This window comes from Acinetobacter sp. YH16042, from assembly GCF_013417245.1.
Taxonomy (GTDB): Bacteria; Pseudomonadota; Gammaproteobacteria; order Pseudomonadales; family Moraxellaceae; genus Acinetobacter; species Acinetobacter amyesii.
Genome location: NZ_VPEJ01000007.1, coordinates 1 through 26072, shown reverse-complemented (window position 1 = coordinate 26072; position 26072 = coordinate 1). Strand labels below are relative to the sequence as shown.

At 40.7% G+C, this 26072-nt stretch carries 24 protein-coding genes and 1 pseudogene; 12 read left to right on the top strand and 13 right to left on the bottom strand.

The features are described from left to right. Window positions 1-33 precede the first annotated feature (33 nt). Both proB and FTV37_RS06975 read left to right on the top strand, forming a co-directional pair. Window positions 34-1167 carry a glutamate 5-kinase gene (proB, locus tag FTV37_RS06980; protein ID WP_078191872.1) on the top strand — a complete coding sequence of 378 codons (1134 nt, stop codon included), beginning with the start codon at window positions 34-36 and terminating at the stop codon, window positions 1165-1167. A gap of 175 nt (window positions 1168-1342) precedes the next feature. Further along, window positions 1343-1777, top strand: a complete 435-nt coding sequence (locus tag FTV37_RS06975; RefSeq protein ID WP_180040466.1) for a GNAT family N-acetyltransferase — start codon at window positions 1343-1345, stop codon at window positions 1775-1777. Window positions 1778-1834: 57 nt separating this feature from the next. On the opposite strand, the gene arsH is transcribed toward FTV37_RS06975, so the two are convergent. The 6 genes from arsH to FTV37_RS06945 all read right to left on the bottom strand — a co-directional run bounded on the left by arsH (window position 1835) and on the right by FTV37_RS06945 (window position 7555). Further along, a complete protein-coding gene (gene arsH, locus FTV37_RS06970; RefSeq protein ID WP_180026316.1) occupies window positions 1835-2539 on the bottom strand; it encodes an arsenical resistance protein ArsH in 705 nt (234 codons plus the stop codon). A gap of 1 nt (window position 2540) precedes the next feature. Continuing rightward, on the bottom strand, window positions 2541-3581 hold the full coding sequence (gene arsB / locus FTV37_RS06965) for an ACR3 family arsenite efflux transporter (RefSeq protein WP_180063377.1): 1041 nt from the start codon (window positions 3579-3581) through the stop codon (window positions 2541-2543). Further along, window positions 3581-4054 carry an arsenate reductase ArsC gene (locus tag FTV37_RS06960; RefSeq protein WP_180063376.1) on the bottom strand — a complete coding sequence of 158 codons (474 nt, stop codon included), beginning with the start codon at window positions 4052-4054 and terminating at the stop codon, window positions 3581-3583. The genes arsB and FTV37_RS06960 overlap by 1 nt, the downstream gene beginning before the upstream one ends. A 6-nt stretch (window positions 4055-4060) precedes the next feature. Then, window positions 4061-4366, bottom strand: coding sequence for a metalloregulator ArsR/SmtB family transcription factor (locus FTV37_RS06955; RefSeq protein ID WP_180063375.1), 306 nt, complete (start codon window positions 4364-4366; stop codon window positions 4061-4063). A 113-nt stretch (window positions 4367-4479) separates the two neighbouring features. Beyond that, window positions 4480-6702 (bottom strand): TonB-dependent receptor family protein, encoded by a 2223-nt coding sequence (locus FTV37_RS06950; RefSeq protein ID WP_373683562.1) that lies wholly within the window; start codon window positions 6700-6702, stop codon window positions 4480-4482. A gap of 151 nt (window positions 6703-6853) precedes the next feature. Then, a complete protein-coding gene (locus FTV37_RS06945; RefSeq protein WP_078191855.1) occupies window positions 6854-7555 on the bottom strand; it encodes an SIMPL domain-containing protein in 702 nt (233 codons plus the stop codon). Between the two features lie 484 nt (window positions 7556-8039). Here FTV37_RS06945 and FTV37_RS06940 point away from each other — a divergent pair, with 484 nt between their 5' ends. Together FTV37_RS06940 and FTV37_RS06935 are read left to right on the top strand one after the other, a co-directional pair. Beyond that, window positions 8040-9413, top strand: coding sequence for a diaminobutyrate--2-oxoglutarate transaminase (locus FTV37_RS06940; RefSeq protein WP_180026310.1), 1374 nt, complete (start codon window positions 8040-8042; stop codon window positions 9411-9413). 3 nt (window positions 9414-9416) lie between these two features. Beyond that, entirely contained in the window at window positions 9417-10949 is a 1533-nt protein-coding gene (locus FTV37_RS06935; RefSeq protein WP_180063373.1) for an aspartate aminotransferase family protein, read from the top strand. A 360-nt stretch (window positions 10950-11309) separates the two neighbouring features. Here FTV37_RS06935 and FTV37_RS06930 read toward each other — a convergent pair whose 3' ends face one another. Then, window positions 11310-12362: a Rieske 2Fe-2S domain-containing protein gene (locus FTV37_RS06930; RefSeq protein ID WP_180063372.1), complete on the bottom strand. Its 1053-nt coding sequence runs from the start codon at window positions 12360-12362 to the stop codon at window positions 11310-11312. Window positions 12363-12772: 410 nt separating this feature from the next. Between FTV37_RS06930 and FTV37_RS06925 the strand changes: the two genes are divergently transcribed. The 6 genes from FTV37_RS06925 to FTV37_RS06900 all read left to right on the top strand — a co-directional run bounded on the left by FTV37_RS06925 (window position 12773) and on the right by FTV37_RS06900 (window position 19289). After that, entirely contained in the window at window positions 12773-13801 is a 1029-nt protein-coding gene (locus FTV37_RS06925) for a substrate-binding domain-containing protein (protein WP_180063371.1), read from the top strand. Between the two features lie 99 nt (window positions 13802-13900). Beyond that, complete coding sequence (pstC, locus tag FTV37_RS06920) at window positions 13901-15280, top strand: phosphate ABC transporter permease subunit PstC (RefSeq protein WP_180063370.1); 1380 nt, start codon at window positions 13901-13903, stop codon at window positions 15278-15280. Next, on the top strand, window positions 15277-16668 hold the full coding sequence (gene pstA / locus FTV37_RS06915; RefSeq protein WP_180063369.1) for a phosphate ABC transporter permease PstA: 1392 nt from the start codon (window positions 15277-15279) through the stop codon (window positions 16666-16668). The genes pstC and pstA overlap by 4 nt, the downstream gene beginning before the upstream one ends. A 13-nt stretch (window positions 16669-16681) precedes the next feature. Next, window positions 16682-17605: a phosphate ABC transporter ATP-binding protein PstB gene (gene pstB / locus FTV37_RS06910; protein ID WP_218947569.1), complete on the top strand. Its 924-nt coding sequence runs from the start codon at window positions 16682-16684 to the stop codon at window positions 17603-17605. 190 nt (window positions 17606-17795) lie between these two features. Continuing rightward, window positions 17796-18758: a protease SohB gene (gene sohB, locus FTV37_RS06905; RefSeq protein ID WP_180009607.1), complete on the top strand. Its 963-nt coding sequence runs from the start codon at window positions 17796-17798 to the stop codon at window positions 18756-18758. A 105-nt stretch (window positions 18759-18863) separates the two neighbouring features. Next, window positions 18864-19289, top strand: coding sequence for a hypothetical protein (locus FTV37_RS06900; protein WP_257224236.1), 426 nt, complete (start codon window positions 18864-18866; stop codon window positions 19287-19289). A 364-nt stretch (window positions 19290-19653) separates the two neighbouring features. Here the strand turns inward: FTV37_RS06900 and FTV37_RS06895 are convergent, their stop codons facing one another. Continuing rightward, window positions 19654-20319 (bottom strand): DUF2238 domain-containing protein, encoded by a 666-nt coding sequence (locus FTV37_RS06895; RefSeq protein ID WP_180063368.1) that lies wholly within the window; start codon window positions 20317-20319, stop codon window positions 19654-19656. A 212-nt stretch (window positions 20320-20531) separates the two neighbouring features. Here FTV37_RS06895 and FTV37_RS06890 point away from each other — a divergent pair, with 212 nt between their 5' ends. Then, window positions 20532-20771 carry a hypothetical protein gene (locus FTV37_RS06890; RefSeq protein ID WP_180063367.1) on the top strand — a complete coding sequence of 80 codons (240 nt, stop codon included), beginning with the start codon at window positions 20532-20534 and terminating at the stop codon, window positions 20769-20771. A gap of 199 nt (window positions 20772-20970) precedes the next feature. Here FTV37_RS06890 and purB read toward each other — a convergent pair whose 3' ends face one another. The 4 genes from purB to FTV37_RS06870 are packed head-to-tail and all read right to left on the bottom strand — an operon-like array spanning window position 20971 to window position 24786. Next, window positions 20971-22359: an adenylosuccinate lyase gene (gene purB, locus FTV37_RS06885; protein WP_180063366.1), complete on the bottom strand. Its 1389-nt coding sequence runs from the start codon at window positions 22357-22359 to the stop codon at window positions 20971-20973. Window positions 22360-22415: 56 nt separating this feature from the next. After that, window positions 22416-23147, bottom strand: coding sequence for a high frequency lysogenization protein HflD (gene hflD / locus FTV37_RS06880; protein ID WP_218947568.1), 732 nt, complete (start codon window positions 23145-23147; stop codon window positions 22416-22418). A gap of 12 nt (window positions 23148-23159) precedes the next feature. Beyond that, entirely contained in the window at window positions 23160-24296 is a 1137-nt protein-coding gene (gene mnmA, locus FTV37_RS06875) for a tRNA 2-thiouridine(34) synthase MnmA (RefSeq protein WP_180063364.1), read from the bottom strand. Window positions 24297-24300: 4 nt separating this feature from the next. After that, window positions 24301-24786, bottom strand: coding sequence for an NUDIX hydrolase (locus tag FTV37_RS06870; RefSeq protein ID WP_078190179.1), 486 nt, complete (start codon window positions 24784-24786; stop codon window positions 24301-24303). 272 nt (window positions 24787-25058) lie between these two features. On the opposite strand from FTV37_RS06870, the gene FTV37_RS06865 reads away from it, so the two are divergent. Further along, a complete protein-coding gene (locus FTV37_RS06865) occupies window positions 25059-25994 on the top strand; it encodes a hypothetical protein (protein ID WP_180063363.1) in 936 nt (311 codons plus the stop codon). Here the strand turns inward: FTV37_RS06865 and FTV37_RS06860 are convergent. Then, window positions 25956-26072, bottom strand: a pseudogene (locus FTV37_RS06860) (transposase); the annotation flags it as partial. The gene FTV37_RS06865 and the pseudogene FTV37_RS06860 sit on opposite strands and share 39 nt — an antisense overlap.

Below are 26072 nucleotides of genomic sequence, written 5' to 3'. Positions count from 1 at the left end.
ATAAGTGTCAAAGCAAACAAGTCTGAGGACAAGATGATAGAAGTGGTAGATGGGCAACGTCAGCTCAAGGGTTGTAAACGTATCGTTGTTAAAATCGGATCATCACTACTCACAGCAAACGGAAAAGGGTTAGATCTGGATGCAATCTCGCATTGGGCGGGACAAATTGCAGAACTACACAATGCAGGACACGAGATCATTCTTGTGTCTTCCGGTGCTGTGGCTGAAGGGATGGTTCGTATGAATTTGGACAACCGACCCACAGATCTACCCAGTCTACAGGCTTGTGCTGCCATTGGTCAGATGGGCTTAATTCATACTTGGTCTAGCGTATTAGAACAACGTTCGATACGCACAGCGCAAGTGTTGTTAACGCATGATGACTTGGCAGACCGTCGTCGCTATTTAAACTCATGTGATGCGTTGCAACACTTGATCGACTGGCGTGTCATTCCAGTCATCAATGAGAATGACACTGTTTCGACAGATGAAATTCGCTTTGGTGATAACGATACTTTGGCAGCTATGGTGGCGGGTCAGGTACATGCAGACTTATTGGTGATTTTAACTGACCAAGAAGGTATGTTCGACTCTGACCCTCGTTCCAATCCAGACGCAAAACTGTTCCATACAGTACGTGCAATGGATGAATCATTATTCGATATGGCTGGCGGCGGCGGTAAATTTGGCCGTGGTGGCATGTTAACCAAAGTTCGTGCAGCACGTTTGGCTGCTAAGTCAGGTTGTCCAACCGTGATTGCGAGCGGTGATAGTGATAATGTGCTGTCACGTGTAATGGCAGGTGAATTACTCGGTACATTATTTATTACTGATAATGACCGTGTGACTGCACATCAGCAATGGTTAGCTGCACATTTACAAACAGCTGGACGTTTGGTGATTGATGATGGCGCAGTCAAAGCCATTCGTGATAATCACCGCAGTTTATTACCTGTCGGTGTGAAAGCTGTTGAAGGGCATTTCGAACGTGGTGATGTGGTGGAATGTGTCGATACACAAGGTCATCGTGTTGCCGTCGGTCGTGTAAACTTCAGTTCACGTTCGGCAGAAATCGTCAAAGGTTTGGCCTCCGATAAAGTTCATCAAGTTTTAGGGGAAGCCCGATCACTTGAAATGATCCATCGCAATCATATGGCGATTTACTAAATTGAAAATCAAAATCCTGCTTCCGAGCGGGATTTTTTATGGCATGCCATTTGAATATAACGATAAAAATAGTAATAAGACGAGAAGAATATGAGCGAAATTCAATATTTAAACATTCAAGATCTAAAAGATGAGCAGGCTCAACTGTGTGAATTATTGGCACAATGTGTGCAAGATGGTGCATCACTGGGTTTTTTTAGCTAAAGAATCTAAGTCGCACTATGATGAATATTGGTCTGCTGTGACAAAGGATATTCAAAAGCATAAAACCTTTTTGTGGACGGCGCTACAAAGCGGTGAAATTGTGGGCACAGTACAATTGGTTCGTGCCACCAAAGCCAATGCACTGCATCGTGCTGAGATTGAAAAACTTATGGTGCATCCAAAGGTACGTCAGCAAGGCATTGCTCACCAACTATTCACACTTGCAGAAGATAAAGCAAAACACTTGAACTTGAAATTACTTGTACTTGATACGCGTACAGGCGATGCCTCTGAAAAGCTATATGAAAAATTTAACTTTATAAAAGCTGGGATCATTCCGCAATTTGCATTGAGCCATACAGGTACAATAGATTCAACGACATTATTTTATAAATTATTAGTTTAAGTTGAAACGGATGGATATTTTAGACCAAAACTCCTGCACAGATGCAGGAGTTTTTCATTAAAGGTTCTTTTGATTAACTCGTTTAGAGAGTTCTTCCGCACTTTCAACTCGTTCAGAATAGCGATCTGTGAGGTAGGCAGATTGACCACGTGTGAGTAGGGTAAATTTGTATAATTCCTCCATCACATCGACAATGCGAATGTAATAGGAGGAAGGTTTCATGCGATCATTTTCATCAAACTCTAAAAATGCTTTTGCAACGGAAGATTGATTTGGAATCGTGATCATCCGCATCCAACGCCCAAGGATGCGCATTTGGTTAACAGCATTAAAAGATTGCGAACCACCACTGACTTGCATTAACGCCAGCGTTTTACCTTGAGTAGCACGAATGGCACCTGCCGCTAAAGGAATCCAATCAATTTGTGCTTTCAATATAGAGCTCATCGCACCATGTCGTTCTGGCGAACACCAAACCATGCCTTCTGACCATGTAAGCAATTCATGTAATTCCTGAACTTTGGGATGTGATGTTTCAGCATCTTCAGGCAGAGGAAGACCTTTAGGATGAAAGATTTTGACTTCTGCACCAAAATGTTCAAGGATTCGACCCGCCTCCAATACCGTTAGGCGGCTAAATGAGCGTTCACGGTTAGAGCCATATAGCAGCAGAATGCGTGGCGGATGTTCAAGTGCTTTAGCTTGAACTTGTTCAAAACGCGGTGTTTCAAGTAGATCTAGTTGAATATTGGGGAGCTTCATTTTAGTTCTCTTTATACCATTTGCGTTTTAACCATAGCGATACACTGACTAATGCAATAAGCACAGGCACTTCAACCAATGGGCCAATAATCGTGGTAAATGCAATCGGAGATGCAATGCCAAAGGTGGCGATGGCAACAGCGAGGGCAAGTTCAAAATTATTACCTGCTGCTGTAAAGGATATCGCAGTGGTTTTGGCGTAGTTATTGCCCATCCATTTGCTCATCAAAAAGCTAATGAAAAACATCACCACAAAGTAGATCGTGAGGGGGATGGCAATACGCAGTACATCCATCGGAAGGCTCACGACATCTGCACCTTTGAGGCTAAACATCACCACAATAGTAAAGAGTAATGCGATTAAACTGATGGGGCTGATTTTGGGTATAAATTGATTTTTATACCAATCCAGACCTTTTTGTTTTACCAATATGGCACGCGTTAGGAAACCGAGCAGGAAGGGAATGCCTAGATACACCAATACTGCATGTGTGATGGTCCAAAAGCTGACTTGGATCACTTGTGCTTCTATACCAAAATAAGGCGGTAAAAAACTCAAAAAGAACCATGCGTAGGTACTAAAAAATGCAATTTGGAAAATACTGTTAAATGCCACTAAAGCTGCAACGTATTGGTTATCCCCACAAGCGAGATCATTCCAAACCAGAACCATTGCAATACAACGTGCTAAACCAATCAGAATCAAACCGGTCATGTATTCAGGGTAGTGTTGTAAAAACACGATAGCCAAAATAAACATCAGGCAAGGCGCGATTAACCAATTTTGAAGCAGTGAAAGGTATAGGGTGCGTTTGTCTTTAAACACTTCAGGCAGTGCTTTGTAATCCACTTTCGCCAAAGGCGGATACATCATCAGGATTAAACCAATGGCAATCGCAATATTGACATCACCGATATTGATTTGATTTAAAGCCCTTGAAGCACTTGGAATATACACGCCAATCGCAATGCCTAGCCCCATTGCGATAAAAATCCATAGCGTTAGATTGCGGTCTAGAAATGACAGTTTTGCAGCAGCCATTATTGGATCTCTGAAATATTTTGGATTTCTTGGTTGAGTTCTTCGCGACTTAATTGCGTAAAATCGAGCGCAAATAAAGCATCTAAACGGCGGTTAATATGCGCCACGGTATCAAGAAAAGCTGCAAGTTTTACGTCATCTGCAAGCTCTAAATGGGAAGGGTCTTCTAAACCCCAGTGTGCTTTGATGGCAGAGCCTAAGTAAATTGGGCAAGCTTCTTGAGCTGCAGAACCACAGACAGTAATTACCACATCGGGTTGGTATTGTTCACATGCTGTGATGGTTTTACTCGACAAGCCCTCAGTCGGTAGATTGAGGTTATGTAGGGTTTTTAAGGTAAATGGGTGGACTTGTCCTGAAGGTTTACTGCCTGCGCTATAAGCACGGAAACCTTCAGGGGCACGCTGGTTAAAAAGTACTTCGGATAAAATGCTGCGGCAGCTATTGCCAGTACATAGAAATAAAAAATTCATAGCGTTTCACACAATGTGGTAGTGCCTTTCGGGGAGTTTAAATCGTTCTTGGTGACGCATGACATCGAGTATTTGTGTACACCAAGTAGGCAGTGCAGGGTGAATGGAGTAATAGACCCATTGACCTTTACGTTGATCACTCAGCACACCTGATGAACGCAGTAATGCCAAATGACGCGAAATTTTAGGTTGGCTCAATTCAAGGGACTCAGTGAGTTCGCAGACGCAGAGTTCACCTTTACAAGCCAACAGCATGATGATGTTCAGACGAGTCTCATCTGCAAGTAATTTGAAAAATTCAGTCTGTTCCATGTTTATCTGCATATATGGATTTTCATATATCTTTACATATGAATATATGGATGTCCATATATATTATTCAATAAAGATCCCACACATGGTGGGATCTTTATATTTAGACCAGTTTAAAAGTCGAATGAAATTTGTAAGAAGAAGGTTCGTGGCTGACCAATATATTTACCACCGGTTGCATCTGATGAACGGGTGAAATACTGTTTATCAAATACATTCTTGATGCCAGCGGCAACTTTAACCCCTTGCAGCGAACCGCTAAAGTCATAGCCTGTACGTACAGCGAAAGTTGAATAGCCAGGAATATCGCTCAGTTTACCGTTTGCAGTTTCTTCAGTTTGATAGATCCCCGAATCTTGGTTACCTGGAGCACGTTGCTTAGATTGTGCGTACATGTCAGCATTGATGGACCAAGCATCATATTTATAGCCTAAGCCAAAGTTTGCGACATTTTGTGAATAGAAGGGCAAATCTTTACCTTTAAAGTTACCTGCTTCAGCAACCGCTTTGGTATAGGTGTAATTACCATAGGCTTTTAAGCCTTTGAGCTTGTCAGCTAAATGTCCAAAGTCATAGCTAAAACCGGTTTCGATCCCTTTATGACTTGTAGCACCGAGGTCAGTCCAAATGCCATTGTTTGCAGCATCACGTTCTAAAATCAGTTCTTTGTCAAAATCTAGATAAAACGCAGTCAATTCAGCACTCAAACCATTGCCTAAATATTTGGTACCAATTTCATAGTTATTAGACTTTTCAGGATGTAAGCCATCTAAGGTGGTGACCGCTGTAGTACCTTGCGTTGTTGCTAACTGGTTATATTGCTGTGGACCAAAAGAGACACCGGCATTGGCAAAGAAATTCCAATGGTCTGTTGCTTTATACAGGATAGCTAAACTTGGCAAAAATTCATCTGATTGGATCGATGGATGAACAGTATTTTGTAATACGCCATTTTTATAGGCACTAAAACTGTTTTGCGTATCAATCGATTCAAAACGAACGCCGGGTGTAATATTCCATTTACCCAGTTCTATACGGTTATCGATATAAGCAGCATGCGCTTTGGTGCCACCCGCACTACGGGTACGTGCTATAAACTGACCGGGTTCTGCATCTGCTGCGTATTCAGTACGGCCTGCGAACTCGGTGCTCTCTTCGTCCATATAACGGTAGCCGACAGTCACTTCATTCAGCGTGCTACCTAAACTATAGCTACGTGAATAACGTGGCTCAATGGCAAAGACTTTATAATCACGCGGTGAGGCATCTAAGCGATGATTGCCGTTGGCTAAAGTAGATTCAAGGTTGCTGGTACGGAATGAATCGATGTAATAACTTAAAAGTTCAAAGTTGTTCGTGTCATCTTTATGTGTATAACGTAGGGATACATCTGAACGACGGCCAGTGAAAAAGTCACGATAATGCGACGTTTGATATGGATTTACTTCGAATTCAGCAGCACTTAAACCTTCAGGCATTTCACCTGTACCATCGTAGTGATGGAAATTTAACGCTATTTTATCTTGATCTGTTATGTCATAAGCGGTTTTTAACATGACATCATCAATGTCATTTTTATTGTTCGCTTCACGATAACCGTTGCCTTTAGTACCTGAATAAAGCAAGGCAAGACCTAAACCATTATCAAATGTTCCACCAACAAACAGACTAGGACTTAATTTTACCTGATCCGTACCAGTTGCATATTCAGAGTTTAATGCCACGGCACCTTTAAAGTCTTCAGGAATGCTACGTGTGGCAAAGTTGATAATACCGCCGACATTTTGTGGCCCAAAACGGACAGAACCTGCACCACGGACTACATCAACAGATTCTATATTTCCTAAAGAGACAGGCGCCATCGAAAGCTGTGGTTGGCCATACGGTGCAAATGACATTGGTATGCCATCGATCAACACAGTTGAACGTGGAGAGAGGCGAGAAGTTAATCCACGAACGCCAATATTTAATGAAACATCGCTACCGCCAGTACCATTATTTTCTTGAACCTGAACACCAGAAACTTGGCGTAACGCATTTTTTAGAGATGTTGCTGCGCTTTCGTTTAAGCGTTTACGGTCAATAATGGTCCGCGCACCGGCATGCTTTTGCACCTTTTTTTCATTGGCGTTTTCCAGCCAGTTCCCTTGAGTTTCAATGGTGATGGTCGGTAAAACATTAGCCTGCGCGGTATCTGTATTTTCAGCAGCAGAAGCCATAGTGGCAACCATACTTATACCAACGGCAATACTCAGCGGTAATAAAGGGAAGTTTTGAAGCTTTTTTGCTTGAACTATACATAAAAGTGTGAGCAATGGAGAGAGTGTGCGTATCATAATCTTGAGTGTGATAAATTTAAATAAGGATGATTATCATTTAAAACTATGAATTTGACTAAGCTAATAGACTTTTTAATTTAAATAAAGAATAGGTGGGTTTTATAATTAAAAAACCGCGCTAAAGCACGGTTTCTTAAAATGAATTTAATTATTTGAACTGGATAGAGCCATTTGCACTGACCGTGATTTTAGATTCACCACCTGCCATTTCTTGTTCAGGAATAGCATCAGCACTTGCAGCTTTCATCATCGCCATACGCGGTACTGGCTGTCCACCATAATTGCTAGTATTTAAATTAATATTAACTAAGTTGTAGCCTGATTTATTCCATGCTTGAGCGAGCGCTTGGGCACGTTGTTGAAAGTTTTTAGAGGCTTCAACCATCAACTCATTTTCTACTTTTTTACGCTGTGCATCTGACACACTAAAGCTGATGGATTGAGTTTGGAAATTTTGTTGTAACTCGCTCACCAATTGGCTAGCTGCTTTAAAGTCTGTACTTTCTAAACGCACTTCGGCACGACCACGCCATTCTTTCAATTTACGACTGTCATTGTCATAAATCGGGTAGGTGCTTTGAGATCCCGTTTCGATTTTTACCGCAGGGTATTTACGGGCTGTGTTCACCGCTTGGGTCATCAATTGGTTGATTTGGGTAGCAAGTTCAGCCGGCTGTTTATTTGATTTTTCAATATATAAAACGGCATACATTTGGTCGTTCGACACTTGGCGAGTAGCATCCGCCTGAATGTTCACGATGTTGTAATTGAGTGGGTCGGCTGCTTGAGTTGCTGCTGCCAAACCTAGACCGGATGCTAATAAAACAGTAGATAAGATAATTTTACGCATTGTTATGACCTATTCTTCTTTCAGAATGACTAATTTAGCTTATGCTCTTATCTTAAAAGGGGATTGTGATGGATTAAAGGAAAATCTGTGGTGGGATTGTAAATCTTTCAAGAAAAATAAATGCAGTGCTTGATGAATATTGCTTCAAATAATCAATACTTAATTGCGTAAATGTTTGAAGATTACAATAATCATTCATAAATTGTAAAAAAGCATAAAATAAAAAGGTTTTCTTTGTTTTGTCACACTGTAAGATGATAATTCAGGTTATCCATGGCATAGATCTGTTTTTTCTCTAAATTATCTTTTTATTTGATCATAAAAGTGATTTATTTTATTGAAAAAGTCTGTATCATCCGCCGTCTAGTTAGCCATTACACAAAGAGCTCTTAAAACTAACTAGAAACTCATAAAGCACCGAGTCAAAGGACCGCAAGTCACCCGACTTATTTCTTTCAACCCATATCAGAGATGGTAATTCGATATGAGCGTTTCTTCTGTAAACCCTGCCACTAATTCTACTAACGAATACTATTTGACTCGCCAAAGCCAGATGGAATCCAATGTTCGTAGCTATCCGCGTAAACTTCCACTTGCGATAGCAAAAGCTTTAGGTTGTTGGGTTACCGATGTTGAAGGTACAGAGTACCTCGATTGTTTAGCTGGGGCAGGAACATTGGCATTAGGCCATAATCATCCTGCGGTAATTCAAAGTATCCAAGATACACTTGCAAGTGGCCTCCCATTGCATACTTTGGATTTAACAACGCCTTTAAAAGATGCTTTTACTGAAGCACTACTTGAGCAATTACCTGGTGGTAAAGAAGAGTATTGTCTACAGTTCTGTGGCCCGTCTGGTGCAGATGGTACAGAAGCAGCAATTAAATTAGCAAAAACTTACACTGGTCGTAGTTCAGTAATCAGCTTCTCAGGTGGTTACCATGGTATGACTCACGGTTCTTTAGCAATGACAGGTAACTTGTCTGCTAAAAATGCTGTGAACGGCTTAATGCCGGGTGTTCAATTTATGCCGTATCCGCATGAATACCGTTGCCCATTAGGCATTGGTGGTGAAGCGGGTGTAGACGCATTAACGTATTATTTCGAAAACTTCATTGAAGACGTAGAAAGCGGTGTAACAAAACCTGCAGCTGTAATCTTGGAAGCAATCCAAGGTGAAGGCGGTGTGGTGACTGCACCTGTAAAATGGTTAAAGAAAATCCGAGAAGTGACTGAAAAGCACAACATCGTGTTGATTCTTGATGAAGTACAAGCGGGCTTTGCACGTTCAGGTAAAATGTTTGCCTTTGAACATGCAGGTATTGAGCCAGACGTCGTTGTAATGTCTAAAGCAGTTGGTGGTAGCTTACCACTTGCAGTATTGGGTATTAAACGTAAGTTTGACGCATGGCAACCAGCAGGTCACACGGGTACATTCCGTGGAAACCAACTTGCTATGGGTACTGGTCTTGCAACAATCAAAACCATCAAAGAACAAAACTTGGCTCAAAACGCACAAGAGCGTGGCGACTTCTTACAAGCTGAAATTAAAAAATTAGCGGTAGAATTCCCATGTATCGGCAACGTACGTGGCCGTGGTTTGATGATTGGTGTTGAAATTGTTGATGAACGTCAAAAAGCAGATCACATGGGGTCTTTACCAGGTGATTCTCAATTGGCAGCAGCAATTCAAGCAGCATGTTTCAACAACAAATTGTTGTTAGAAAAAGGTGGTCGTAACGGTACAGTCATTCGTTTACTTTGCCCATTGATCATTAACCAAGCTGAATGTATTGAGGTGATCGTTCGCTTCAAGAAAGCACTTGCTGAAGCACTTGTTGCAACTCGAGGCGCATAAGTCATGGTAGATTTTGCAGAACATCGTAAAGCGTTATTCTGCAATGATGCACAATCCATTGCTGACTATCAGTCAGCAATGGGCGAAGCGGTAAAAGCCGTTTCTGCATGGTTGCAAAATGACAAAATGTACACCGGCGGTAGCATTAAAGAGCTTCGTAGTGCAATTGCATTCAATCCTTCAAAAGAAGGTATGGGTGTACAAAAATCCCTAGACCGTATGGTTGAGCTGTTCTTAAACAAAAGCTTAAAAGTACATCACCCACATTCTTTAGCGCATTTGCATTGCCCAACAATGGTAACAAGCCAAATCGCTGAAGTGCTCATTAACGCGACAAACCAATCTATGGACTCATGGGATCAAAGCCCTGCCGGTTCATTGATGGAAGTTCAGTTAATTGACTGGCTTCGCCAAAAAGTTGGTTATGGTGCAGGTCAAGCAGGTGTATTCACCTCTGGCGGTACGCAGTCTAACTTAATGGGTGTTTTGCTTGCACGTGATGCATGTATTGCTAAAAACTGGAAAGACGAAAACGGTAACCCATGGTCTGTTCAGCGTGATGGCGTACCTGCAGAAGCAATGCGTAACGTCAAAGTGATCTGTTCTGAAAATGCACACTTCTCTGTGCAAAAGAACATGGCCATGATGGGTATGGGTTTCCAATCTGTTGTCACTGTTCCTGTAGATGCAAATGCACGCATGGACATGGATGCACTTGAGAAAACCATGGCGCACCTTCAAGCTGAAGGCAAAATCGTGGCATGTGTAGTTGCAACTGCGGGTACAACTGATGCGGGCGCGATTGACCCATTGAAAGAAGTGCGTGCAATCACCAATAAATATGGCGCGTGGATGCATATCGACGCAGCATGGGGCGGTGCACTGATTCTTTCAAATGACTATCGTTCAATGTTAGACGGTATTGAACTGTCTGACTCAGTAACGCTTGATTTCCATAAGCATTACTTCCAAACGATTTCATGTGGCGCATTCTTGCTTAAAGATGAAGCGAACTATCGTTTCATGCATTATGAAGCTGAGTACTTAAACTCTGCTTATGATGAAGAGCATGGTGTACCTAACTTAGTGTCTAAGTCACTGCAAACCACTCGCCGTTTTGATGCGTTGAAATTGTGGATGACAGTTGAGGCGCTAGGTGAAGAGCTTTATGGTTCGATGATCGATCATGGTGTAGGTCTTACACGTGATGTTGCAGATTATATCAATGCAACTGACGGTCTAGAAATGCTGGTTGATCCGCAATTTGCATCGGTATTGTTCCGTGTGATCCCTGAAGGTTACCCAGCTGAATTGTTAGATACATTGAACCAAAACGTAGCAGATGAATTATTTGCACGTGGTGAAGCGAATATTGGTGTAACTAAAGTAGGTCAAGTTCAATCATTGAAAATGACCACTTTAAGCCCAGTAGCGACTTTAGACAACGTGAAGAATTTGCTTGCTCTGGTGCTTGCAGAAGCTGACCGTATCAAAGGCCCAATCGCTGACGGTACATATATACCTGCAATTGACTAATTGTCATTTTGTAGTTGTAGAAGAAGGAGCTCATTTGAGCTCCTTTTTTTTGTTTTAAATGAAAAGGCGCTTAATTTATTACATGGCCGCAATTTTTCATTGAGAGATGATAGTTTACTGCGTAGGCAGATTGTTACTTTGAGGGATCAAAGTAACTAAAATCCTTCTCAGGCAAAAGGTACATCCATGTGACCATTACCTTATAGTGACATCCCTGTCTCCAGTCGCGATAGTCATTGATGTTTATCATTTGATGAGTGAGATACCACAATATTTATAACCAATATAAGGCTTGTAAAGGAGTTTCCCTCTCCTTGTAGGAGAGGGTTAGGGTGAGGTGAATGCAATACGATATTGATGTTATGCTGCAAACAATGGACTAAAACCTTTCTTACGCAGCAGTTTGCGGTACATACTCGAACTACGGTCAGCTGGGAAATGTGCTTCAATGCTTAAATCCAAAGGCAAATATTCAGGCTTTTGCGATTCAGAGACTAAACGGTCTTCCTCAAATATTTTCAGGTTAAAGTCGTAAGCATCTTCTACAGGCAGGTCTTTGTCATAGTTACGGCAAATCGGTGCAAATAGACGGGTAGAACGAGCAGTCATCGGTGAAGCAGCATTCATAATCACTTGCTTGCTGTTATTTGGAAAATGAATCGTCAGCGTTGCGGTAAACGGCAGATGAATTTCAAAATGGCGCAGCCATTGGAAACCCTCTTGTCCGCGCTGTTCTAAACCAATTGGATAGCGCCCAACACTGCTCCAATAGTTTGCATTAAAGCCAGTTGCTGTTTCTGTGGTTTTATAGTCAGGCACTTCTACATTTTCAGGGTCGCCAAAGGTATCGGGATGTACCCATGCAAAATGAGCCACATCAATAAAACCTTCAAGTTGTCGGCCAGCAAAACACTGAAAATCGACCGTTGGGCACACCAATTGCTGAAACTCGGCTTCATCCCAATTCGGCATGACGGGAATGTTTGGCGCAGCATCTTTAGGTGCAGTGAGCGAGCACCATATCAGTCCATAACGCTCAACAGCGGCATAAGTACGCAAGTTGAAACGAGGTGAAATTTTGTGCTCAGGATGTGCAGGGATGCGATTGCAATGACCGTGTTCACCAAAGCGTAAACCATGATAGCGGCAGACCACGCCTAGACCATCATTTTTACCTAAACTTAGGGGTACGCCGCGGTGTGGGCAGGCATCTTTAGCGACAATCAGTTCTTCTCCCATTTTATAGATGACGAGCGGCATATCTAAAAGCATGGTGCCATAAGGTTGTTCGCTGATTTCACGTGCTAATGCAATCGGATACCAATATTCTGCAAGTAAGTGCCAGTCATGTTCTTCAAAAGTCATATGCACAGGCAAGTCCGGATTAAATGTCGCAATGGCTTTACTGGTCATTTTAGGCTCTGTTTTTATGTAAACTTGCATATTGAGCGAACTAAAAATGTAATGAAATTTCAATTATTGGAATACGAGGAAATAAAAAATAGAACATGCAAATCTGCATCATTCAGAAAAAGAGGGGAATTTGAAAAAAGAAAATAAGACAAAATATGACAAGGACATGAATTCTTACGAATATCAAAGTAGAAATAAATAAGACCAATACTTTGATAAATTTCATTACATGTTGAAAAATAAAGAATTATATTTAAATCAATGTGCAATCATCAATTATCATAAAAGCGTCATAAAGATGTAACCTAACTGTCATACTCTAAAATCAAAATGCGTATATCGAAAAAGTACAAGACTTTAAAAACAAAAGTGGCGTACTCCAATAAATGCATCAATTAAGAGAGATGAGAATGCGCTTAAATCATATCGCACTTGCTATGGTACTCACTACTGGGGCAACAGTCGCTACAACTGCAAATGCAGCTCGTGACACGATCCAAATTGCTGGTTCTTCAACTGTACTGCCTTATGCAAGTATTGTTGCAGAAGAGTTTGGTAATACATTCCCACAATTTAAAGCACCTGTCGTTGGTTCAGGCGGTACTTCGGGTGGTTTGAAACAATTCTGTAATGGTGTTGGCGACAACACAATTGACGTTGCAAATGCATCTCGTAAAATTAAAGATACTGAATTGGCTGCATGTAAAAAAGCCGGCGTTAACCAAATCTTAGAAATTAAAGTTGGATATGACGGTATCGTATTTGCGTCAAATGCGAAAAAAGCGGCTTTTAAACTTCGCCCACAGCATGTATTTGCTGCACTCGCTGCGGAACTACCATCAAAAGGTAAATTGGTTCCAAACCCATACACTCGTTGGAATCAAATCGACCCAACTTTACCAAATGAAGCAATCACTTTAGTTATTCCTGCATCAAACCATGGTACACGTGAAGTGTTCCAAGAGAAAATGGTAGATGCTGGCTGTGAAACTTACCAAGCATTTGCGAAGCTAGATAAAGATGCAAAGAAAAAGGCATGTTCTACATTCCGTAAAGATGGCCGTGTAATTGAAATTGCTGGTGACTACACTGAAACACTCGCACGTTTAAAAACATCTCCAAATGCAGTCGGTGTTTTTGGTTTAGGTTTCTATGATCAAAACCGTGACAAATTACGTGTAGCGACAGTGAATAATGTAGCGCCATCTGAGAAAACAATTCTGAATGGTTCATACCCAGTATCTCGTCCATTGTTCTTCTACGTAAAAGGTGAGCACTTAAAATCAATTAAAGGCTTAAAAGAGTTCACAGAATTCTTCCTTAGCAAAAAAGTATCAGGTAAAGGTTCTAAGCTAGAAAAAGCAGGCTTAATTTCAATGTCTGATAAAGAACGCGCTGCAGTTCTTGCAAACTTTAAAGCGGGTAAAGCAGTTAAATAATTGGATTGAAACAGCCAATGGCAGGATTGACCTGCCATTGGCTTTTTGCAAAGAAACAGTTTTTTCAAGAAGGGCTTTTGAAAAAACAGTGGAGATTACATGAATCTGCTACTTATTGGTGTGTTGCTCGCAATTATTGCAATCGCTTATCAAGTTGGACTGACCAAAAGTCGCAAACTTGCAGGTAAAGGCAATAACTCAGCAATGTTGCATTCACGACCGGGCTACTATGGTGTTTTGGTCGCTTTATGGTGTGGGATTCCCGCTTTTTTAATCTTGATTGTTTGGAACTTGGTTGAACCGAGTATTTTTCAACATGTTATTTTAAATAATGTCCCTGAAAATATTCGTTTAAGTTTAGATCCTGCAAGCACGAGCGTAATGGTTGACCGCGTTCAAGCGATTGCTTCTGGTTTTGGGGTGAGTGATACGCCAGCTGCATATGAACTTGCAGCAGCAGAACAATTAAAGAAAATTGAAAACATTGGCTCATATGCAAAATTGGCCATTGTGATTTGTGCGGGATTGATTGGTTTAGTCATGGCTAAACGCCGCATCGCAGAAAAATATCGTGCACGTAACCAAGTCGAAAAAGTCATTAATATTGCATTGGCACTGTGTTCGGGTGTCGCAATCCTGACAACAGTTGGCATTGTGATGTCGATGTTCAGTGAAGCCATGCGTTTCTTTAGTTTTGTTAGTCCACTAGATTTCTTCTTAGGCACTGAATGGAACCCCGGCTTTAGTACATCAGGGAATGCTGAAGGTAGTTATGGTTTGCTGCCACTCCTTTGGGGCACACTCATGGTCAGTGGTATTGCGCTATTGGTTGCTGTTCCAGTTGGTTTGATGATTGCCATTTATTTAGCTGAATATGCCAAGCCAAGTTTTCGCGCCTGGGCAAAACCGGCTATTGAAGTTCTCGCAGGTATTCCAACCATCGTTTATGGTGTATTTGCCTTAATGATTATTGGACCCTTTGCAAAACAGCTCGGCGCATATATCGGACTCGATATTAATGCAACCAGTGCTTTAACAGCAGGCTTTGTGATGGGGATTATGATTATCCCATTCGTTTCATCATTATCTGACGACATCATTACTCAAGTGCCTCGCGCGCTTCGTGATGGTTCACTTGGTTTGGGTGCGACAAAATCAGAAACCATTCGTCAAGTGGTGATTCCAGCTGCATTGCCGGGCATTATCGGTGCATTCTTATTGGCAGCATCTCGTGCAATTGGTGAAACCATGATTGTGGTGCTTGCAGCAGGGAACAGTCCTTTACTGCATATCAACCCACTCGAAGCGGTGTCTACCGTCACTATTACCATCGTAAACCAATTAACAGGTGATACAGACTTTGCGAGTCCTCAAGCATTGGTCGCTTTTGCACTCGGTTTAACACTGTTTGTGATTACCTTAGGGCTGAATATTGTTGCACTGTACATTGTGCGTAAATACCGTGAGCAATACGAATGAGTACTACGAATACATCAAACATGGATCAAAAATTTGATTCACATGCAGCCGCTGAGCTTCGTGAAAAACGTAAGAAAATCATTGAAAACTCATTGGCGAAAAGACACCGTAAAGAAAATACCTTCCGTGTCTTGGGCTTTAGTGCAGTAGTGACTGGCTTATTGTTCGTCGTGCTATTGTTTGGCAGTATTTTAGCCAAAGGCTTACCAGCATTCTGGCAAAGCTCGATGACGGTGCCTGTGTTTTTTGATCCAAGCATTGTCAATATAGGTGCGAAACCGGTTCAAAAAGAAGGTGAATCTCCTGCACAGTTCCAAGAGCGTTATATTGCTTGGCAAACTGAAATGGGCATGGTGGATTGGGATGCGCTGATTGTGAATGGGATCATTGCAAAAGATCCAGCGATTGCCTCTCAACGTGATGATCTCAACAGTTTATATACCAGTTCAGAAGCATATCGCTTACGTGACATGGTTATGGCAGATCCATCATTGATTGGCCAAAAGCAAGATTTGAAAATCCTTGCAGATGCCAATGTCGATGTCTGGTTAGCGGGTAATATTGACCGCAGCTTGCCTGATGAACAGCAACAATTGAGCCCAGAAGTACGCCAACTCGCAGATAAACTCAAGGCTGACGGTGTTATCACCAACTCATTTAATACTGAAATATTTAAAAATCCAGACTCTCGTAGCTCACCTGCAACTTCAGGTTTAGCAGGGGCGTTTATGGGTTCACTCTTCATGATGCTGATCGTGATCATTATTTCGATTCCAATCGGTGTAGCATCCGCAATTTACTTAGAAGAATTTGCACCTAAAAACTGGATTACCGATGTTGTCGAAGTCAACATTAACAACCTAGCAGCGGTTCCTTCGATTGTCTTTGGTTTACTTGGTGCTGCGATCTTTATTGGTTGGATGCACATGCCGCTTTCGGCACCTGTGGTTGGTGGTTTAGTCTTAAGTTTGATGACACTACCAACGGTCATTATTACCACACGTGCTTCACTCAAAGCTGTACCGCCATCGATTCGTCAAGCCGCTTTAGGTTTGGGTGCATCACGTTTACAAACTGTATTTCACCATGTCTTGCCACTGGCATTACCGGGTATCTTAACCGGTGCCATCATTGGTGTTGCGCAAGCCCTTGGTGAAACTGCTCCATTATTATTGATTGGTATGAGTGCCTTTGTGGCAAGTGTACCAGCCACTCCTTTAGATCAATCCACTGCATTACCTGTACAAATTTTCCTTTGGCAAGGTAACGAACTACGTAACTTCTTTGAAGGGCGTACCGCAGCAGCAATCATTGTACTTCTTGCTCTCATGATCGGCTTAAACAGTTTAGCGATCTGGTTACGTAAGAAATTTGAAGTACGCTGGTAATTGAGGGCATTATATGAATAGCGTCGTTACAAAAGAAAAGAATTCCTTAGATCAGGATAAGTCCGTGAATCCAGAACAAACACAATTTACCTCTGCACAGGGCAGCCAAAAGCAAACCAATACTGCGTTTGTGTCACAATTCGATACGCAATCTAGCGTGAAAAAAGATGCGAAATCGACCAATGTGAAAATCAGTACCAATGATGTGCATGTGTACTATGGCGAATCTGAAGCGATCAAAGGCATTGATCTGAACATTTATGAAAATGAAGTGATCGCTTTTATTGGGCCGTCTGGATGTGGTAAGTCAACTTTCCTGCGTACGCTCAATCGTATGAATGACACGATTGATTCTTGTCGTGTGACAGGGCAAGTGCTTATGGATAATCAAGATATCTATGATCCAAATCTCGATGTGGTGTTACTGCGTGCCCAAGTGGGTATGGTTTTCCAAAAGCCGAACCCATTCCCAAAGTCTATTTTTGACAATGTCGCTTATGGTCCAAAATTGCATGGTTTGGCACGTGACAAATACGACATGGAAGAAATTGTTGAAAATAGTCTGCGTAAAGCAGGCCTTTGGGATGAAGTGAAAGACCGTTTGAACCAACCGGGTACAGGACTTTCAGGTGGTCAGCAGCAACGTCTATGTATTGCGCGAACCATTGCTGTCAGTCCTGAAGTGATTTTAATGGATGAACCTTGTTCAGCACTCGATCCAATTGCAACAGCAAAAGTAGAAGAGCTCATCACTGAACTTTCAGCGCAATATACCATTGCGATTGTGACACACTCGATGCAGCAAGCAGCGCGTGTATCTGACCGTACCGCATATTTCCATTTGGGAGATTTGATTGAAGTGAATTCCACTGAAAAAGTCTTTACCCAACCGGATCATCAGCTGACAGAAGCGTATATCACCGGACGTTTTGGTTAAACTGGTCTGTTTAAAAATAGAGCCTAAAGGCTCTTTTTTTATGAAGTTAATAATTAGGTAGAGACGTCTTGATAGAAATAAAATGCTCAATTTGGCTCAATGAGAATTATTTTCAAAAAATAGATTGAATTTTTGTGATGCAACCCACATGTTATACAACATAAATATGAATTAAATGAGTTTCAATTTTATGCTATTTCATAATCCTAAGTTGCCTGCGGAAATTCGTGTAAGTCACTTAAATGCACGTATTAATGAACAACGAAAAAAAATTGCGCAAACGACTGCATCTAAACTTGAGCTGCTGCAACTAAGCCAACAATTATCAAAAGAAGCGCGCGCACGTAAAAAGAATAACCAAAAAATTTATGTAATCGATTTTAATGGTGATACTGCTGCATCTGCGGTGACAAGTCTACGTGAAGAAATTACCCTAATCTTAGCGACAGCAAAAGCTGGGCGCGACCGCGTAGTTTTACGTTTAGAAAGTCCAGGCGGGATGGTGCATGGCTATGGTCTAGCTGCTGCACAATTGGTACGTTTACGCGATGCTGGATTTAACTTAACTATTTGCGTGGACAAGGTTGCTGCAAGCGGTGGCTATATGATGGCTTGCATTGCAAATGAAATCGTTTCAGCACCATTTGCTGTGGTGGGTTCGATTGGTGTGGTTGCACAAGTGCCGAACTTTAACCGTTTATTGAAAGAAAAACATATCGATTTTGAACTGTATACCGCGGGTCAGTTCAAACGTACCGTAACTATGTTTGGTGAAAATACTGCTGAAGGTAAAGCCAAATTTGAAGAAGAGTTACAGCAAACCCATAACTTGTTTAAACACTTTGTTGAAAAATACCGTCCTCAGCTCAATGTCGATAAAGTTGCCACAGGTGAGCATTGGTATGGTCAAGATGCAATGGATCTCAATTTGGTCGATAAACTCCAAACGTCAGATGAATATCTATTAAGTCTTATGCCACAACATGATGTATATATGATTGAAACCCGCAAAAAACCAACACTGGGTGAGAAGTTAGGCTTACAAGCAGCACAAATTGCGGATTCATTGGTTCCTGCTGTCATGTCAAAAGTGATGGAATCATTGAGCAAAGCTAATGCAAATATCGTTCAATTAAAAGATCTAAAATTTTAAAATCTTTATGCTTATAAAGTATTTAAAGCTCAGTTCGGTGAGCTTTTTTTATGCTAAACGATGCTGTTGTGATAGATTGCGTTGCGTACATAGATATTGATGATAATGATGTCTAATTTTCTGTTTATTTTAGGTGGTGTCATTTGCCTAATGGTTTGGCCTTGGCTATATTTGCTGCATTTTCAAAGTGTGAAAAAATCTGTGCTGAAACAGTATGCTGCGCTGTTTGGCCCAGCAGCAACACTGTTGGCAGGCTATATTTATTGTTCATCACTACAGGTAGATGTTCGCTCTGAAGCCTGCGGCACTGTTGTGGCCTATCAGAGTTATATGAGTAGCGGAAATATAAATAAAAGACAGCCTTTTGAGCGGGTTGAAATTTTAGTGAATCATACAAAATATACACGGCATTTTCGTACAGATGATGATCTACAAAAAATGCCAGCGGGAGCAAAAGCGTGCTTTCAGTATTATGACCGAAAATTGAATCCGCAAATGTCAGATTCAATCTTAATTCAATGGACTGCTTAAATATTTAACTGATGTTACGCAGTAACACCAGAAGTGCAATTTGATTCAAATAAAACAACGATACGCGGTAACGTCATCCGCAAGTGTTTGAGACAGGGCTGCTTCTAATCAAAAATGTTTTTGCGATACTTTGAATACGTAGACGCGAGCGAACGAGTTTTGCGGTGAGGAGCATTGCTTCGCAAGATGGTTTCCTTGCGAAGCTTCGCTTCTCATTTTGCCGAATGAGAAACATCGTTTCGTAAAAGTACCTCCAGCCGAAGGCTAATCCCGTTATTCAATTCCTAGATGTAAGACTCCGTCGAATAGACTTAAAAATCATTTTTAAAATGAGAAATTACTTCTAGGTGCGTAACATCAGTATTTAAGATAAAAAATATTCAGGCTTTTGTTTAGCGTTATTCAACAAATTTGATGTCATTAAACAAATACCACCAGTGATCATCGCACCAAGTGTTGCGAGCAGCATATCTTTATGTGCATCCCAAATATCACCTTGTTGCCCATTATAATTTTCAGCTTCCTCTGGTGATAAGCCAATGGCGATCAGCCATTCGATCCATTCATAAAATAAACTGGTCGCCATGACGAATTGTACGACCAATAAAAAGAGTGTTCCGGCTTTTAACTGCGGTAGCCAGATTTGAAATATGCGATAAAAGAACGGGTAGAGCAGCAATCCATAGGCAAGATGTACAAGCCGATCATACATGTTCCGGGTCCATCCCATGCTTTGATCAAGGTTGAAACCGAAGAGAGCTTGTGTCCATTCAGAATAAGGTACATAAGAATATAAATAATGGGCACCGATGACATGAATCAGTAAAAAGCCAAGATACAGACAAACTGTTCTGAAAGTTAGTCCTATTTTATAGAGGAAAACGAGCAGCACGATCAGCATAAACGCTGTGCCGATTTGATGGAGGATATATGCTTCCATTTCTAAAGGTTGGATACTGGCGATCACAATGGCAAGAGTTAATAACGCAAAAGCTAAGATGTGCTTAAGTTTTAATTTGAAATCAATCATGAAAAGGCAAAGCTCAAATTTTTTATCGGTGTGCAATGTTTATAATTCGCGGCAAGTATAGCCATAATGCGATGAAAAGTGTTAGTTAGACGGTGCTAGAATTTGTGCATTATTTTTTCAAATGTCTTTAGTTTGCGGCTGGGGATATGTATTTTTAAAAAGATTGTATTAAACTCAGATGAATATCGATGTTTAAGTATTTGGAAGTAACTATGGCCGTTGTTGAGGCATTTATTGCGACTCAAAATTGTTATTTTAACTATGAGTTTGAAGAACTTAATTTAACAGATGATTTTCCAGAAGAGCTCTCTGTATCTTTGCGCGGCATGATGTTTCGCCATGAAATTCAGTATCCCAATGCCACATATTATGTTTATTACTCAGATATTTTAACGGGTTGTGAATTACAACGAATGAAAGATGATTGGGCGAAATATTGCCCTGCAGAATAAATTACTTCTAAATTTCCTCTATCCTTATAGGAGATGAGAATCCTCAGAATATATTCTGAGTTCGCAAGGGATAGATGGATAGCCACATCTCCTTGCGGAGCAAGTTCCTCATCCCAAAGAGATAAAGTATATAGGTGGAAATAAAAAACGAGGCATGAAGCCTCGTTTTTTTGATCTATCTAAAATTAGATTTTAGAAATCAGATCTTAGAAATTAAATCAGCAACTTGTTTTGCTTGAGTTGATGCATTACCTGTATAAGTTGCAGGTGTCATTTCTGCAAGACGTGCACGGTCAGCAGCAGGAACAGCTTCAAGCTCATTACCATTGACGAAATCAACCATCATGTCGCGAGTCATTGCTTGACCACGAGTAAGGGCTTTAAGTTTTTCGTAAGGTTTTTCAACTGCATAACGACGCATAACAGTTTGAATCGGTTCTGCAAGCACTTCTTGTGCATGGTCAAGGTCTTCAAGAATACGTTGAGCATTCAATTCAAGTTTACCAATACCTTTAGAGCAAGCTTCAAAAGCGATCAAGCTTTGTGCAAAACCAACGCCCATGTTACGTAGAACAGTAGAGTCAGTTAAGTCACGCTGCCAGCGAGATACAGGAAGTTTTTCGCCTAAATGCGCAAGTACTGCATTTGCAATACCCAAGTTACCTTCAGAGTTTTCGAAGTCAATTGGGTTTACTTTATGCGGCATAGTTGAAGAACCAACTTCACCTTCTTTCAAACGTTGTTTGAAGAACCCAAGTGAAATGTAGCCCCAAACGTCACGGTTAAAGTCGATCAAAATAGTGTTGAAACGACGTAGCGCATCAAAAAGTTCCGCCATGTAGTCATGTGGTTCGATTTGAGTGGTGTACGGGTTAAATTCTAAACCTAGTGATTCAACAAATGCTTGTGAATGAGCAGGCCAGTTAATTTCAGGGTAAGCAGAGTAGTGCGCGTTGTAGTTACCTACTGCACCATTGATTTTACCAAGTAATTCAACTTGTTTGAATTGTTTGATTTGACGTGCAAGGCGGTAAGCCACGTTCGCCATTTCTTTACCCAAAGTTGTTGGGCTTGCAGTTTGACCGTGTGTACGAGACAACATTGGTTGTTCAGCGTGTTGTTCAGCCAAAGCAACGATTGAATCGATGATTTGCTGCATTGCTGCAACTAAAACTTCACGGCCATTTTTAAGCATTAAAGCATGAGACAAGTTGTTGATGTCTTCAGATGTACATGCAAAGTGAATGAATTCACCTGCATTTTTAAGCTCATCAATATGTGCAATTTGTTCTTTCAGGAAATACTCAACCGCTTTAACGTCATGGTTTGTCGTACGTTCAATTTCTTTAATGCGGTTTGCATTTTCTTCAGAGAAATTTGCAACGATTGCGTCAAGTGCAGCATTCGTTTCAGCACTGAACGCTGGAACTTCAGTGATTTCAGGACGGTTTGCAAGCGCTTGTAACCAACGCACTTCAACAGTCACACGAGCATGGATTAAACCAAACTCAGAGAGGAAGGGACGTAGAGCATCACATTTGCTTGCGTAACGTCCATCTAATGGAGAAAGTGCGGTTAAAGCGTTCATAGCGATTCCTTAAATTTTGGAATTAAACGTAAAACAAAAAGCCCGTACTGCATCAGTTAAACCACCTGATACTGTAAACGGGCAAGATCTTGAATATCTTGTAGTAGCTTGCGCTTACTGAAAATCATACCCCATGAGCTACCACCGTGCTGACGCCATAAATGTGCCATTTGTAAGCCGGTAAATAAGGTGGCGCGAATGCGATTGGTATGAGAAGTGTCTTTAAATGCTTCGGCATTACCACGAACCATAATACGTGGATTAATTTGGCCTGCAGTTTCAATATAGGTTTGCGCTAAATTGGCAATGATACTTGGATGTAAATAATTATTATCAAAAAAGGAAAGCTGTCTTAGAATTTTTTGTTGGGATTGTTCGATGATTTCGACAAATTTAGGATTGCTATAGACTTTCTTTTCTAACTGCAATAACGCCATCGCATACGTCATGGGTAGCTTAGTATTGGCAAGTTTAGGAAGTCTAGATTTGGGAGATGTATTGAAGGGTTGAGTAATGCTACTTTCTAAGGTTTTTAATCCCAGCGAAATATCCGCCAAGCCACTAAAAAAATCAAGCGTCTGACTAGACTGATTCGACTTAGGACGGATATTCAAACTGGCTTTGATGAGATGTTCAAAATAAAAATTACCGCTTTCACCAATACTTTGCGTACCCGTCAATGCGGTCATATGGGTTAGCTGCGTCGCTTGAAAAACAGCAGCTAACGCCAATGCGCGATTTTGGCGAGTATTCAGAGTTTGAGGCTGTTGAAACGGTAACTCTGTCATCCGAAACAATCCTTATGAAATAAAATCCGGTTTAGGCGCATTGGTATGATGAATCACACCACCCCCTAAACAAACTTCACCGGTGTAGAACACCACACTTTGACCCGGTGTAACAGCACGTTGTGGCTCATCGAATTCGACACGCACACCATTTGGCGCTGTAGGGTCTTTAAATATTGTACAGTCTTGGTCAGGCTGACGATAACGAGTTTTCGCTGTGCAGCGGAAGCCTGATTCAGGAATCTCTTGTTCACCAGCCACCCAATCAATCGCTTCAGACCATAAAATGGTGCTTTGCATGAGTGGATGTTCATGACCTTGACCAACGACTAGGCGATTACCTTCGATATCTTTATGCAGTACAAACCAAGCGCCTTCTTCAGCACCTTTTAGACCACCAAGACCGATGCCACCACGTTGGCCGAGCGTATAGTACATTAAGCCGTGATGTTCACCAACCTCTTTACCCGTGTCTAGGACGATTTTTCCGGGTTGAGCAGGTAAATATTGCTTTAAGAAGTCATTAAATCGACGTTCGCCAATAAAGCAAATTCCTGTTGAATCTTTTTTCTTCGCGGTGATTAGACCTAATTCTTCAGCGATTTTACGCACTTGTGGTTTTTCAATTTCACCCACAGGGAACAAAGTTTTGTTAATTTCACGACCATGCACTGCATGTAGGAAATAGGTTTGGTCTTTGTTGTTGTCTAGACCACGCAGTAGAGGTGCATACTCTTCACCACGTGAATTTTTTAGCGTTTCACCACGGCGGCAATAGTGGCCTGTCGCAATAAAGTCAGCACCTAAGTTGACAGCATGGTCTAGAAATGCGCGGAATTTAATTTCTTTGTTGCAGAGAATATCTGGGTTTGGTGTACGACCTGCGGCATATTCTTCTAAGAAATGCTCAAAGACACGGTCCCAATATTCCATCGCAAAGTTTGCGGTATGAAGTTTGATACCAATTTTGTCACAAACGGCTTGAGCATCGGCAAGATCTTCCATTGCCGTACAGTATTCCGTGCCGTCATCTTCTTCCCAGTTTTTCATGAAAAGACCTTCAACTTGATAACCTTGTTGAAGTAAAAGTGCTGCAGATACAGAAGAATCTACACCACCAGACATACCGACGATGACACGTTGTTGCATAGGATTAAGCATCCAAATTTGAAATTAAGGGAGAATTTTGGTGCTCGTAAATGAGCGATAAAGGAAATTTTTGACCTGAAAGAGCATCTTGCACAGCTTTGATGACTAATGGACTGCGCGCACGGGCAGACTCAATGAGTTCATCAAGCGTCATCCATACTGCACCGACAATACCTGTGTCTAACTGTGCATCGGCATGGTGCTGAATGTCTTTAGCTAAGAAACAGAAACGGAAATAAGTACGATCAGGGAACATCGGGGGAGTATAAGTGTACATGCCTAGAAGGTTCGTGATTTCTACATCGTGACCGGTTTCTTCCATGGTTTCTCGAATGGCTGCTTCAATGATGGTTTCGCCAGCTTCGACATGACCTGCAGGTTGATTAAATACAGTATGGGTCACACCTTCTGTATGTTCTTCAACAAATAGGAATTTTCCGTCTTTTTCAACGACTGTCGCAACAGTGACGTGAGCAGTCCAAGCGGTCATAGAAAAGCACCATGGGGTAAAAACGCTATTCTACAAAATTTAGGGAGCGGTGGCTATGATGTGAAGGGATTTCTTTAAAAGAGAAGATTTTTATAGTCTACGTGAATAGTATAGTGAATTATTGAGTTAGTAATAACATTGAAAAAAGCAAAATTTTTAATAATCTAAATATTTTATAGATTATATTATCTGACTAATATATATAAATAATTTAAAATTCGTATAATGTTTTCAATATAGTATAAATTTGAATCTTCGTAAAAGGTTAAAAAATGTCAAATAATGCTCATATCATTCTTCAACAAATTATTGAAGATCAAAAACAAGATTTAGAAATAGATCAGAGTTTGAATAAATTTTTTGGGAATTTTTCAGCTCTCCAATTATTGAAAAATCACGAGTTAAGTTATGAAGAAATAGAAAGGGGTGATGTTGATGGTACATTAGATGGGGGGATTGATAATTTTTATATTTTCATTAATGGAGATCTTATTGATTGGAACTCTTTTGATATATCAGAATCACAAAATGAAGATGCTGAAGGTCAAGAATCTGCTATCAATGTTAAGTATATAAAGGAAAAATATAAGAAAAATATAGAAATAGAGGTTGTACTCATTCAGTCTAAATTGGAAAATTCATTCAATGAAGCAGCAATCACAAAGCTAAAAGACTCCTTAAGTAATTTACTTAACCTTGATAATAACCTTGATGATTTTAAACATAGATACAATTCTCCTATTCTCGAAGCATTTTCTGTATTTAGAACTATTTTTTTGAATTTAATTTCAAGAAGATGTGAAGTTTTATTTAATATTTTTTACACTTCAAAAGGATCTGATGTTCACCCTAATGTTCAGGCACAGGCTAATGAATTAAAAACTATCATCGAATCAAAGATTACTAATACTAAAGCAGATTTAAATTTCATCGGTGCACAAAGACTAATAGATCTATATCAAAAGATTCCAGATACTGATTTTGAGCTAAATCTTGTTGAAAACACTATTTCAAATAATACGAGCTCCTATATTTGCCTTGTAAATATTAAAGAACTTTTTAGTTTTATTACAGATGAAAATAAAATTTTGGTAAAACACATATTTGAATCTAATGTAAGGGATTATCAAGGCGCTAATAATGTTAATTCTGAAATATCTAAGTTGTCATTAAAAAGTAAACATGTATTCTTTTCCGAATTGGTTTGATACTTTCTCCACCCATTGCTCTATTTTATCAGCTGTCATGACTTGAAAATCTCGCCAATAATATTTCATCTGCTTCCA

Bases quoted from the DNA above. Each gene is read 5' to 3' on its own strand.
- FTV37_RS06900 (WP_257224236.1), top strand. From the start codon at position 18,864: ATGATGTCTAATTTTCTGTTTATTTTAGGTGGTGTCATTTGCCTAATG.
- pstC (WP_180063370.1), top strand. From the start codon at position 13,901: ATGAATCTGCTACTTATTGGTGTGTTGCTCGCAATTATTGCAATCGCT.
- FTV37_RS06870 (WP_078190179.1), bottom strand. From the start codon at position 24,786: ATGACCGCTTGGACTGCTCACGTCACTGTTGCGACAGTCGTTGAAAAA.
- FTV37_RS06950 (WP_373683562.1), bottom strand. From the start codon at position 6,702: ATGATACGCACACTCTCTCCATTGCTCACACTTTTATGTATAGTTCAA.
- FTV37_RS06960 (WP_180063376.1), bottom strand. From the start codon at position 4,054: ATGAATTTTTTATTTCTATGTACTGGCAATAGCTGCCGCAGCATTTTA.
- pstA (WP_180063369.1), top strand. From the start codon at position 15,277: ATGAGTACTACGAATACATCAAACATGGATCAAAAATTTGATTCACAT.
- FTV37_RS06925 (WP_180063371.1), top strand. From the start codon at position 12,773: ATGCGCTTAAATCATATCGCACTTGCTATGGTACTCACTACTGGGGCA.
- arsB (WP_180063377.1), bottom strand. From the start codon at position 3,581: ATGGCTGCTGCAAAACTGTCATTTCTAGACCGCAATCTAACGCTATGG.
- mnmA (WP_180063364.1), bottom strand. From the start codon at position 24,296: ATGCAACAACGTGTCATCGTCGGTATGTCTGGTGGTGTAGATTCTTCT.
- FTV37_RS06945 (WP_078191855.1), bottom strand. From the start codon at position 7,555: ATGCGTAAAATTATCTTATCTACTGTTTTATTAGCATCCGGTCTAGGT.
- sohB (WP_180009607.1), top strand. From the start codon at position 17,796: ATGCTATTTCATAATCCTAAGTTGCCTGCGGAAATTCGTGTAAGTCAC.
- proB (WP_078191872.1), top strand. From the start codon at position 34: ATGATAGAAGTGGTAGATGGGCAACGTCAGCTCAAGGGTTGTAAACGT.
- pstB (WP_218947569.1), top strand. From the start codon at position 16,682: ATGAATAGCGTCGTTACAAAAGAAAAGAATTCCTTAGATCAGGATAAG.
- FTV37_RS06975 (WP_180040466.1), top strand. From the start codon at position 1,343: ATGGTGCATCACTGGGTTTTTTTAGCTAAAGAATCTAAGTCGCACTAT.
- hflD (WP_218947568.1), bottom strand. From the start codon at position 23,147: ATGACAGAGTTACCGTTTCAACAGCCTCAAACTCTGAATACTCGCCAA.
- purB (WP_180063366.1), bottom strand. From the start codon at position 22,359: ATGAACGCTTTAACCGCACTTTCTCCATTAGATGGACGTTACGCAAGC.
- FTV37_RS06895 (WP_180063368.1), bottom strand. From the start codon at position 20,319: ATGATTGATTTCAAATTAAAACTTAAGCACATCTTAGCTTTTGCGTTA.
- FTV37_RS06955 (WP_180063375.1), bottom strand. From the start codon at position 4,366: ATGGAACAGACTGAATTTTTCAAATTACTTGCAGATGAGACTCGTCTG.
- FTV37_RS06865 (WP_180063363.1), top strand. From the start codon at position 25,059: ATGTCAAATAATGCTCATATCATTCTTCAACAAATTATTGAAGATCAA.
- FTV37_RS06940 (WP_180026310.1), top strand. From the start codon at position 8,040: ATGAGCGTTTCTTCTGTAAACCCTGCCACTAATTCTACTAACGAATAC.
- FTV37_RS06930 (WP_180063372.1), bottom strand. From the start codon at position 12,362: ATGACCAGTAAAGCCATTGCGACATTTAATCCGGACTTGCCTGTGCAT.
- FTV37_RS06935 (WP_180063373.1), top strand. From the start codon at position 9,417: ATGGTAGATTTTGCAGAACATCGTAAAGCGTTATTCTGCAATGATGCA.
- arsH (WP_180026316.1), bottom strand. From the start codon at position 2,539: ATGAAGCTCCCCAATATTCAACTAGATCTACTTGAAACACCGCGTTTT.
- FTV37_RS06890 (WP_180063367.1), top strand. From the start codon at position 20,532: ATGGCCGTTGTTGAGGCATTTATTGCGACTCAAAATTGTTATTTTAAC.